Here is a 10,941-nt window from a genome sequence, read left to right on the forward strand (position 1 = left end):
CGGCGGGCCCGGGCCGGGGGGAAGGTCGGGCCACTTTCGTTACGGGCGGGCCCCGCGACCGCCGCCGTGGGGCGGGGGCGCCGGTGTGGTTGCGTTCCCCGACTCCCCGACTCCCGACTCCCCGACGAGTCCTCGCCGGCTCCCGTACCGAGCCCCCGTATCGACGCCCCGTACCAACTTCCCGTATCGACGCCCCGTGTCGACTCCCGTCGGGTCAGCGGACGAACGTCACCGGCAGGTGCGCCGGCCCGCGCATCAGGCGGGTCCGTCGCCATTCCACCGCGTCCGGGCCGTCGGCCGCGGGGCGGATGTCGGTCCAGCGCGTCAGCAGCACCTCGAACGCGATCCGGGCCTCGACGCGGGCCAGTGCCGCGCCGAGGCAGTGGTGCGGGCCGTGCCCGAAGGCGAGGTGCCCGCCCGCGCGGCCGAGCCGTACCGCGTCCGGTGCGTCGAACCGTGCCGGGTCGCGGTTGGCGGCGCCGGGCGCGACCTGGACGACATCGCCCGCGGCGATCGTGGCGCCGCCGAGCACCAGCGGTTCGGTGGCGTAGCGGAAGGTCGCGACGGTCAGCGGTCCGTCATGGCGCAGGAATTCCTCGACCGCGGCGGGCAGCAGCCCGGGGTCGGCCCGGAGCCGGGCGCGCAGGGCGTCGTCCTGGAGCAGGGTCACCATGCCGTTGCCGATGAGGTTGGCCGTCGTCTCGTGCCCGGCGACCACCAACAGCACGGCCAGCGAGACCAGTTCGGGCTCGGACAGTCGGTCGCCGTCGTCCCGGGCGGCGATCAGCCCGCTGAGGACGTCGTCCCCCAGGGCCGCGCGCCGGTCCGCGATCAGCCGGGTCAGACAGCCGCTCAGGGCATGGGACGCACGGTCCACGGTGTCCGGGTCCGCCGCGGCGAACAACTCGTTGGACCAGCGCCGTACCGCCGCGCGGTCCGGCTCGGGCACCCCCAGCAGCTCACTGATCACGGCGATCGGCAGCGGCACCGCGAAGCCCTCGACCAGATCCGCCTGGTCCCGTTCCGCCAGGGCGTCGGCCAGTTCCTCGGCCAGCACCCGGATACGCGGTTCCAGGCGTGCGACGGCCGCCGGGGTGAACGCCGCCATCGCCAGCTTCCGCAGCCGGCCGTGGTCCGGCGGGTCGGTCGCGAGCAGGGTGCGGCTGACCGCCGGGGCCAGGTTGCGGTTGCTCGGCCGGCCGGCGAAGTACCGCGCGGTGTCCTTCGACAGCCGGGCGTCGGCCAGCGCCGCGCGCGCCTCCGCCCACCCCGTGACCAGCCATGTCGTCCGGCCGTTCGCGGTTCTGATCCGCTGTACGGGCCCGCGCGACCGCACCGCGGCGAGCAGCGGATACGGGTCCCGGAAGTACTCCGGCGAGGCCAGCGGATCCGCTCCCGAGGCGTTTCTCTGCACGGCGACACCCATCCTCGTAGGACTTCCTGGGCCAACCCGGTAGGGCAACCCGGTAAGGCAACCATTCCCTGCCCGTGCAGCCATTCCCTCCACGGGCAAACGATTCCTTGCGCGGGCAACGATTGCCGCCCCCGGAGGCGGCCGACGTGCGGGAGTGCGCCGCCCGTCGCACGCTGGAGGCATGACCGAGCACCCGCCAGTCATCGTGCACCCGCCGACGCCGTCAGGTGGACGCCGGGTGACCGTGCGTGGGCAGATCGTCGGCCTGGCCCACGGCCGCGGCGACGTGGCCGAATTCCTCCGCCGGGCGGGGGTGGCCGGCCCGGCCGAGGACATCCGGCTCGACGATCCACGGCTGGTCGAGTGGCGGGGCGGTTCGCTGGACGACTGGCCGATGCCGTCGGCCTGAGCCACCGGCCGCGCGGCCCGGCCGTCGCGTGCCACGTCCGCAGTACCGCTCCGCAGGTCAACGGCCCACGAGGCCGACGGCCCGCAGGTCCACGTCCGATTTCCGCCGGTGGACCGCTGCGACCTGCGGCACAGTGGATTCCGTGACACTCAAGACGCTCTACACCACCCTCGACAGCCCGCTGGGCGAACTCCTCCTGGTCGGGGAGGAGTCGGCCACCGCACCGGGCGGTACCGCGCTGGTCTCGCTGTCCCTGCCCGGGCAGAAGGGCGGTGCGGCCGTGCAGGACGGCTGGGTCCGCGACCCCGCCGCGTTCGACGGGATCGCGCGACAGCTGCGGGCCTACTTCGACGGGACACTGACCCGCTTCGACATCGAGTACGCCGACACCGCGGCCACCCGAGGCACCGACTTCCGGCGGCGCGTCTGGCAGGCCCTGGAGGCCGTTCCGTACGGCACCACGACCACGTACGGGCGGATCGCCGAGGCGATCGGGGCGCCACCGGCGGCGGTCCGTGCGGTGGGGACCGCGATCGGCGCCAACCCGTTGCTGATCGTCCGGCCCTGCCACCGCGTGATCGCCGCGAACGGTGCGCTCTCGGGCTACGCGGCCGGGCCGGAACGCAAACGGCAGCTGCTCGGCCTGGAGGGCGCCGCACCGCGCCCGCTCTGACCCGGGAGCGGGCGGCGCGCTCAGAGCATGGACCCGCCGGTGACGTCGATGCGCTGCCCGGTGATCCAGCGGCTGTCGTCGGAGGCGAGGAACGCGGCGACGTCGGCGATGTCCGCGGGCCGGCCGAGCCGGTTGAACACCGAGATCGCCGCCAGCGCGGCATGGGCCTCGGGCGTCGCCCGCATCGCGGCGTTCATGTCGGTCTCGATGAAGCCGGGGGCGATGGTGTTCACCGTGATCCCGCGCGCGCCGAGGTCCTTGGCGAGGGTGAGGGTGAGGGTCTCCACCGCGCCCTTCGACACCCCGTAGGCGATGGTCGACGGGAACGCCGTAGTGGTCACCGCCGACGAGATGTTGATGATGCGTCCGCCGTCGCGCATCCTGCGCAGCCCGTGCTGGGTGACGAAGAACGGCGCCTTGGTGTTGACCGCGAGGATGCGGTCGAACTCCTCGGGGGTCACCTCGTCGATGTGGCCGGGCAGGCTGATCGCGGCGTTGTTGACGAGGATGTCGAGGCCCGGTCGTGCGCCGTGTGCCGCCAGCCCGGCGTCGAAGGCGGAGAAGAGAGCCTCGGCGTCGCCCGGGACCCCCAGTTCAGCGCCGATTATGAACGCCCGACCGCCTGTGCCTCTGATGTGTTCGACGGTCTCCTTGGCGGCGATGTCGTTGCTGCCGTAGTGGACGGCGACCAGGGCGCCGTCCTGGGCCAGCCGCTGGGCGATGCCCCGGCCGATGCCCCGGCTGGCTCCGGTCACCAGCGCGGTCTTCCCGTTGAGGTCACCCATAAGTGTTGGCCTTCCATATACGTGTGGCGGGCATGCGGCCGCCTATGACTGTGGCATGCGGGGGATTGCTGCGGCGCCGGCTGCGCCGTGCGACGCGTGCGGCGGGTGGGGCGTCGCTCAGTCGCGGGCGTCCAGCGCCGTCAGAGTGGTGACGAAGACCGGCTCGTCGTGCTGCGTGCCGGTGACCTGGACGGTGGTGGTGCAGGGCACCGCCGAGGGGACGTAGTGGGCCTCGATCACGCAGGGGACACCGTGTTCGGCGTAACGGCGGAATTCGGTGCCGACCGCGTACGGGACGAAGCCGTTGGGCGCGGTGCGGGCACGGGCGGCCTGCTGTGCGGCGTCGAGCAGCACCATTCCGGGGATGTGGTCGTTCGCCGGGTTGACGACCGCGGCGTGCCCCGGGGCGACGCGCAGCAGCCAGCGGTCGGGCCGCTCGGTGGGGGAGAGCAGCACGTCGTGCTCGGTGGCGCTGCCGGTGAGGTGCGGTGCGACGGCGGGCGGCAACGGGCCGAGTTCACGCCGGGCGGTGAGGCGGCCGCCGCGGATCCGGCGGTAGACACCGGGCGAGGTGACGGTCACATTGGAGTGGCCCGTCGCCACGATCCGGCCCGCCTTACGGATGGTCATGTCGAACCGGCCGCTCACCAGAGTGCCGGCCCGCATCCGCAGCCTGCTGCAGGTGACGTCGATCGTCAGGGATGTGGGCCGGTCGCCGACGGCGAGGTGTTCGGGGTCCATGGTGTAGACGAGGTCGCCGAGGATGAAGTGGTGGCCGACCGGAACGCCGAGTTCCGTGTGGCAGAGCAACAGTCCTGCCTGGCGGATGGTCTCGCCCGTGAGAATGGGATGATGCCGGCCGTGAGGAGTGGTGAAGTACCCGTGGTCGTGGGGCCATTCGGCGGTCAGCGAGAAGTGCGCGTCGTCCATGCGCCGCCAGGAGGTGACCAGCACGTCATCGAGGAGGGGACGATGGACCAATTCCCGGGGGACCGGGGCGCCGGAGCGGGGCGGAACGGCGTCGCCGGGGTGGCGTGGGTGGTGCAAATGCTGCGGGGTCGTGGGCTGAGCGGTGCCGCTGACGTGCATCGTGTCGCTCATGGCTGCCCCCAGGCGTCTCTACGGGATGAGGTCCATCGCTGTTAAGATACGTACCATCCGGTTTTATTTTCAATGCCGGGCTGCGGGAAGGGGGAAATACGCTGGTGGCGAGGCAACTTGACGTGGTGGCCACACCGGCGGAAATGGAAGATTTCGAGAGACAGGAGGCGTCCTGTGGCACAACAGGACCGTGCGATCAGAACCCGGCGAGTGATCTTGGAGTCGGCCGCCGCGGTGTTCGACGAGCAGGGCTATGACCGTGCGACGATCGCCGAAGTCCTCGAACGCGCCGGAGTGACGAAGGGCGCCCTGTATTTCCACTTCGCTTCCAAGGAGCAGCTCGCGCTCGCCATCCTCCAGGAGCAGGTGGTCGACATCGCCGTCGCGCCGCAGCCGATCAAACTGCAGGAATTCGTCGACGCCGGGCATGTGCTGGCCTTCCGGCTGCGCACCGACCCGATTCAGCGCGGGGCCGCGCGGCTGGCCGTCGAGCAGGGCTCCAACCATCTGGACCGCAGGCAGTCGATGCTCGCCTGGGGCCAGTTCGTGGAGGGGTTGTTCGACGAGGCGAAGGGACGCGGCGAGGTGCTGGAGAGTGTTGACGTGCGGGACACCGCCGAGCTCTTCGTCGGCGCCTTCGCCGGGTTGCAGATGATGTCGCAGGCGTTTTCCAACCGGGCCGACCTCTCCCACCGGCTGACCGTTTTCTTCCAGCACACGCTGCCCAGCATCGCCGTGCCCCCCATCCTCGCCAAGCTCGATCTCGGCCCCGAGCGCGGGGAGAAACTGAATGCCGCGCTGCAGCAGAAGGCGCAGGCTCCCGCGGAGGCCGGCGCCGGGCTGGATGTCGTCGCGAGCTGAGGGCCGAACGCAGGGTAATTGGGATAGAGCGCTGGATTCCGGGCGGAAAACATACCGCGCACGCGGTGTTGATTGATCGCGCTCCGGAGACATTGCGGAGACCTCGGGAAGGTGTCGCGGAAAGGCCGCGGCGCCTTCTTCGTGCGTCGGATTGTCAGTGGTGTGCGCTTCACTGGTCTCGTCGGTCCGGTGGGCGGCGTGAGGCAGATCACCGTGCGGTGAGGTGAACGCCTTCCGACGTGCGGAATAGACCGCCGAGTTGAAACGTTCGTCATGCACGTATCAAGGGCTCACCGTGTCGACGCCCTGGGCGACATTTCCCGACCGGACCGACCGGACGCCCCTGTGATGCCAGCCCGCCGGACGCCCCTGTGACGTCAGCCCGATGACCGCCCGATGACAGCCCCTTTCCGACGACATCCCGCCCCCGCCGCCCGCCCTGGAGGCCGCACGCATGACACAGACGACGACGGATCAGCTCCCCGGAAGGGCCGCGGGTGCCGTGGGCGCCACCGCGGCGCCCGTGGCCTCCGGACCGACCGCGGACGGACACCGCGGAGCCGGCGGTGCCCTCGTCCCGGTCCTCGCCTTCGCCGGCATCGTCGTCGCGGTGATGCAGACGCTGCTCGTCCCGGTCATCAAGGACCTGCCGGTGCTCCTCAACACCGCGCCGAGCAACGCCACCTGGGTCATGACGGCCACCCTCCTCGCCGGTGCGGTCGCCACCCCCATCATGGGGCGGCTCGGTGACCTCTACGGCAAGCGGCGGATGCTGCTGACCAGCCTCGCGGTCATGGTCGTCGGCTCGCTGGTCTGCGGGCTCACCAGCGACCTGCTCACGATGATCGTCGGCCGGGCGCTGCAGGGTTTCGCCATGGGCGCGATACCGCTCGGCATCGGCATCATGCGCGACGCCCTGCCGCGCGAACGGCTCGGCTCGGCCATGGGCCTGATGAGCTCGTCGATCGGCGTCGGCGGCGGACTCGCGCTGCCCGTCGCCGCCCTGGTGGCCCAACATGCCGACTGGCACAGCCTGTTCTTCGGTGCCGCCGGGCTCGGCGTGCTCTCCATCCTGCTCACCCTGCTCCTCGTGCCCGAGTCGCCGGTCCGCGCCCAGGGCGGCTTCGACGTGGCGGGTGCCATCGGGCTGTCCGCGGGGCTGGTGGCGCTGCTGCTGCCCATCACCAAGGGCAGTGACTGGGGCTGGAGTTCACCCACCACCCTTGGGCTGTTCGGGGTCGCCGTACTGGTCCTGGTGCTGTGGGGCGTGATGGAACTGCGGATCGCCGACCCGTTGGTGGACCTGCGCACCACCGCCCGCCGTGAGGTGCTGCTGACCAACCTCGCCTCCATCACGATCGGGGTGGCCTTCTACGCGATCTCGCTGGTGCTGCCGCAGCTGCTGCAGCTGCCCGAGTCGACCGGCTACGGCCTGGGCCAGTCCATGGTGGTGGCGGGTCTGTGCATGGCACCGCTGGGGCTGACCATGATGCTGGTCGCGCCGGTGTACGCACGGATCGCGGCCCGGCGCGGCCCGAAGGCGACGCTGCTGCTGGGCATGCTCGTCATCGCCGTCGGATACGGCGCGGGCATCGGCCTGATGAACGCCGCCTGGCAGACCGTCATCATCGCCGTGGTCATCGGCGCCGGCATCGGGCTGGCGTACTCCTCGCTGCCCGCACTGATCATCGGCGCCGTCGACCCCTCCGAGACCGGCGCGGCCAACGGCCTGAACACCCTGATGCGTTCGATCGGCACCTCCGTGTCCAGCGCGGTGATCGGCATGGTGCTGGCCCATATGTCCCAGCGGATGGGCCCGGCCACGGTCCCCACGATGGCCGGCTTCCGGGTCTCCTTCCTGATCGCCACGGCCGCGGTCGCCCTCGGCGTGGCACTGGCCTCCTTCCTGCCGTCACAGCGCAAGCCGCCCCGGCCGACCCTGCTCGCACAGAGCACCGACGACTCCGATGGCGCGGACGATGGCGCCGACCACGACACCGACGGTGCCGCCGACACCGACCACGGGGCCCACCAGGGCAGCGGCGCGCGCCCGGCCGCGTACGACGACCGGCCCGTCTTCCGGGGGCGTGTCCTCGGGGCCCACGGCGGGCCGGTCCCCGGTGCGAGCGTCACGCTGATCGACCACCAAGGGCGGCAGGCAGGCGTCACCACCACCGGGGCCGACGGGCGGTATGCGCTCGCCGCCCCGGCGGCGGGTACGTACGTCCTGACCGGCGCCGCGCCCGGACACGCCCCGTACGCCGCCTCCGCGACGCACCGCGGCGCGGGTGCGACCGCCGAGACCGACCTGGTCCTCACCCCCAGCGGCCGGCTCCGCGGCACCCTGCGCGGCGGCCCCGAGGGCGCCCCGCTCGCCGGCGGCGGCATCGTCGTCACCGATGCGGTGGGCGAGGTGGTGGCCCGTACGGCCTCCGACGCCGAGGGGCGGTGGGAGCTGACCCAACTCCCGTTCGGGAGCTACAGCTTGGTCCTCAGCGCTCCGGGGCACCAGCCGCAGGCCCGTGCCGTGGACGTGACCGGTGACGCCGGCCAGGAGTGCCATGACGTCCGGCTGCGGCCGGCCGCCACCGTCCGCGGCACGGTACGCGGGCCGGGCGGCCGCCCGCTGGCCGACGCCGCGGTGACCCTCCTCGCGGACGGCACGGTCACCGGACACACCGTCACCGGACCGGACGGCGCCTTCGCCTTCGCCGGTCTGAGCGGGAGCCGGTACACCCTCACCGCGGCCGGCTACCCGCCGCACGCCGCCGCGATATCCCTCGCCGGCGGCGCCGCCGAGACCCTCGACCTGACCCTCACCCAGCCGTCCGCGACCGACGGCTGAGCGGGGCGCTCAGACCCGTACGCCCTCCTCACCGCCCGCCAACTGCCGCAGGGTCTCGTCGAATTCCTCCCGCAGGATCCGGCTCGCCGCCGTGCCGTCGCCGTCCACGACCGCGTCGACCAGTGCGGCGTGCCGGGCATCGCCGGGCCGTGGGTCCCGTCCGCGCAGGTCCAGCAGTTCGACGAGGTCGATCAGACCCTGGCGCAGCGCGGGCACGAACTCGCTGAACAGATCGGTCAGTACGGGGTTGTGCGCGGCCGCGACGACGGCCGCGTGCAGGGCGATGTCCGCGTCCACGAACGCCGCGGTGCCGGACCCGGCGGCGGCTCGGCGGCCCTCCAGGGCGGTGCGCAGGGCGGCGACATCGTCGTCGGTGCGCCGGACGGCGGCCAGTTGGGCGGCCTGTACCTCCACCATGGCGCGGACCTCGTAGACGTCACCGACGGCCGCGCGGCGCAGCCGGGTGGACCAGTCCTCGGTGGGTTCGGTCGCGATCACGAACACCCCGGCGCCCTGGCGCGGCTGGACCAGCCCCGCACCGGCCAGTGCCCGTAGGGCCTCGCGCACCGTCGAGCGGCCGACGCCCAGGGTCTTGGCGAGGGTGGTCTCGCCGGGCAGCCGGGTGCCCACCGGCCAGTGGCCCCCGGTGATCTGGTCCCGCAGCCGCTGGGCGGCCTGTTCGACCAGGGGACTGGGGCGGAGCGCTTCGAGCGGCATGCCGTGGAACCTCGCACGTTCTGAACTCACATACTGAACACCGTGAACTCCTCAGGTTGTCTGAGGAGTTGATCTGTGGTTACTGTACCCGCCATGACGCTGTGTGGTCTCCTTCTCGGCCGCCGCGGCGGGGCCTGACGCGACCGGCACCCCGCCGCGGGGTTCGGTGCTGCCGGTCTCCCTCCGGCTCCTGTGAAGGAACGCGATGTCCCACGAGATCTCCCACCAGATGTCCAGCCCCCACCGCGGTACCGCCGCCCTCCGTACGCCCGCCGGCCCCGTACCCGCCGGTGCGCCGGCGTGGAACCCGCAGCGCCACAGTGCGATGCCCTCCCACCGCTACCGGCCCGCACACCAACGCGTCGAGGTGCCGGTCACCACCCGCTCCTGGCCCGCCGCCCGGATCGAGCGGGCCCCGCTGTGGGTGCCGGTCGATCTGCGTGACGGCAACCAGGCGCTCGCCGAACCGATGGACATCCCGCGCAAGCGCCGGATGTTCGACCTGCTGGTCTCCATGGGCTTCAAGGAGATCGAGGTCGCCTACCCCTCCGCCAGCCGCACCGACTTCGACTTCGTCCGCCATCTGGCCGTCAGCGGCGCGGTGCCGGACGACGTCACCGTGGTGGTCTTCACCCCCGCCCGGCGCGAGCTGATCGAGCGGACCTTCGCCGCCATCGACGGACTGCCGCGCACCGTCGTGCACCTCTACACGGCCACCGCGCCCACCTGGCGCGAGGTGGTCCTCGGCCGCAGCCGGGCCGAGGTGCGCGACCTGGTACGGGACGCCGCCACCCACATGGCGCGGCTGGCCGCGGCCCGCCCGCGGGCCGACATCCGCTTCCAGTTCTCGCCCGAGGTCTTCAACCTCACCGAGCCCGACCTCGTCCTGGAGATCTGCAACGGGCTGACCGAGCTGTGGGACGCCTCCCCGGAGCGCCCGGTGACCCACAACCTCCCGGCCACCGTCGAGGTCGCCACGCCCAATGTGTACGCGGATCAGATCGAGTTCATGCACCGCCATCTGGAGCGCCGGGACGCGGTCGTGCTCTCCGTACATCCGCACAACGACCGCGGCACCGGCGTGGCGTGTGCCGAACTCGCCGTCCTGGCCGGGGCGCAGCGCGTGGAGGGCTGCCTGTTCGGGAACGGCGAGCGGACCGGGAACGTCGACCTGGTCACCCTCGCCCTCAATCTGCACACCCAGGGCGTCGACCCGATGATCGACTTCTCCGACCTCGCGACCGTGCGCAGCACCGTGGAGGACTGCATCCGGCTGCCCGTCCACCCGCGGCACCCCTATGCCGGCGCCCTGGTGCACACCGCGTTCTCCGGCACCCACCAGGACGCCATCAGCAAGGGCCTGGCCCACCACGCCCGGCGCGCCGCCGAACTGGGCGTACCGGAGTCCGAAGCGCCGTGGACGGTGCCGTATCTGCCGGTCGATCCCGCGGACCTCGGGTGCAGCTACGAGGCGGTCATCCGGGTCAACAGCCAGTCGGGCAAGGGCGGGATCGCGCATCTGCTGCGGCTCCACCACGGGCTGGACCTGCCGCAGGGGCTGCGGCCGGACTTCTCCGGCGTCGTCCAGCGGGCGACCGATGACAGCGGACAGGAGGCGACCCCGAAGGAGCTGGGGGAGCTGTTCCGCACCACCTACCTCGACCCGGGGGAGCAGGGGCCGCTGACCCTGGACTCCTGGCGCGCGACCGAGCCCGCGCCGGGTGAGCACCGGATCCGCTGCACGCTGGGCCGCGCCGGAACGGCCAGGGAAGCGCAACAGGCCGAGGGCGCCGGCAACGGTCCGCTGGCCGCGTTCACCGCGGCGCTGGCCGCCGCCGGCCACCCCGCCGAGATCCTCGACTACGCCGAACACGCCCTCACCTCCGGCCCGGACAGCGCCGCCGTGGCCTACGTCCGGTGCCGCATCGACGGCGTCACGTACTGGGGCGCGGGCCAGGACACCTCCGTCCTGACCGCCTCCCTGCGGGCCGTACTCGCGGCCGTCAACCGGGCGGAGCGGAACCGTGGCAACGCAGACCGGGAGACCGCAAACCGGGGGAACGCAAGCCGGCGGAACGGAAACCGGGCGAACGGAGACAGCGACTAGCGGGTCCGTGGCGGGCGGACGCCGGGAGC

At 72.3% G+C, this 10,941-nt stretch carries 9 protein-coding genes; 5 read left to right on the forward strand and 4 right to left on the reverse strand.

Annotated elements, in window-relative coordinates:
* Positions 1-214 precede the first annotated feature (214 nt).
* A complete protein-coding gene (locus ACFV1J_RS39875) occupies positions 215-1,426 on the reverse strand; it encodes a cytochrome P450 (RefSeq protein WP_385866827.1) in 1,212 nt (403 codons plus the stop codon).
* Positions 1,427-1,595: 169 nt separating this feature from the next.
* Here ACFV1J_RS39875 and ACFV1J_RS39880 point away from each other — a divergent pair, with 169 nt between their 5' ends.
* Both ACFV1J_RS39880 and ACFV1J_RS39885 read left to right on the forward strand, forming a co-directional pair.
* On the forward strand, positions 1,596-1,823 hold the full coding sequence (locus ACFV1J_RS39880; protein WP_030417114.1) for a hypothetical protein: 228 nt from the start codon (positions 1,596-1,598) through the stop codon (positions 1,821-1,823).
* A 142-nt stretch (positions 1,824-1,965) separates the two neighbouring features.
* A complete protein-coding gene (locus ACFV1J_RS39885) occupies positions 1,966-2,496 on the forward strand; it encodes a methylated-DNA--[protein]-cysteine S-methyltransferase (protein WP_385866829.1) in 531 nt (176 codons plus the stop codon).
* 20 nt (positions 2,497-2,516) lie between these two features.
* Here the strand turns inward: ACFV1J_RS39885 and ACFV1J_RS39890 are convergent, their stop codons facing one another.
* Both ACFV1J_RS39890 and ACFV1J_RS39895 read right to left on the reverse strand, forming a co-directional pair.
* A complete protein-coding gene (locus ACFV1J_RS39890) occupies positions 2,517-3,281 on the reverse strand; it encodes an SDR family oxidoreductase (protein WP_385866831.1) in 765 nt (254 codons plus the stop codon).
* Between the two features lie 117 nt (positions 3,282-3,398).
* Entirely contained in the window at positions 3,399-4,382 is a 984-nt protein-coding gene (locus ACFV1J_RS39895) for a ScbA/BarX family gamma-butyrolactone biosynthesis protein (protein ID WP_385866833.1), read from the reverse strand.
* Positions 4,383-4,556: 174 nt separating this feature from the next.
* Here ACFV1J_RS39895 and ACFV1J_RS39900 point away from each other — a divergent pair, with 174 nt between their 5' ends.
* Positions 4,557-5,243 carry a ScbR family autoregulator-binding transcription factor gene (locus ACFV1J_RS39900; protein ID WP_385866835.1) on the forward strand — a complete coding sequence of 229 codons (687 nt, stop codon included), beginning with the start codon at positions 4,557-4,559 and terminating at the stop codon, positions 5,241-5,243.
* A gap of 454 nt (positions 5,244-5,697) precedes the next feature.
* Entirely contained in the window at positions 5,698-8,088 is a 2,391-nt protein-coding gene (locus ACFV1J_RS39905) for an MFS transporter (RefSeq protein ID WP_385866837.1), read from the forward strand.
* A gap of 9 nt (positions 8,089-8,097) precedes the next feature.
* On the opposite strand, the gene ACFV1J_RS39910 is transcribed toward ACFV1J_RS39905, so the two are convergent.
* Positions 8,098-8,805 carry a FadR/GntR family transcriptional regulator gene (locus ACFV1J_RS39910; protein ID WP_385866838.1) on the reverse strand — a complete coding sequence of 236 codons (708 nt, stop codon included), beginning with the start codon at positions 8,803-8,805 and terminating at the stop codon, positions 8,098-8,100.
* Between the two features lie 205 nt (positions 8,806-9,010).
* On the opposite strand from ACFV1J_RS39910, the gene ACFV1J_RS39915 reads away from it, so the two are divergent.
* Positions 9,011-10,912, forward strand: coding sequence for a 2-isopropylmalate synthase (locus ACFV1J_RS39915; protein ID WP_385866840.1), 1,902 nt, complete (start codon positions 9,011-9,013; stop codon positions 10,910-10,912).
* The last annotated feature ends 29 nt before the right edge of the window (positions 10,913-10,941 follow it).

Origin of the sequence: Streptomyces sp. NPDC059649, from assembly GCF_042734445.1 — a bacterium.
Classification (GTDB): domain Bacteria; phylum Actinomycetota; class Actinomycetes; order Streptomycetales; family Streptomycetaceae; genus Streptomyces.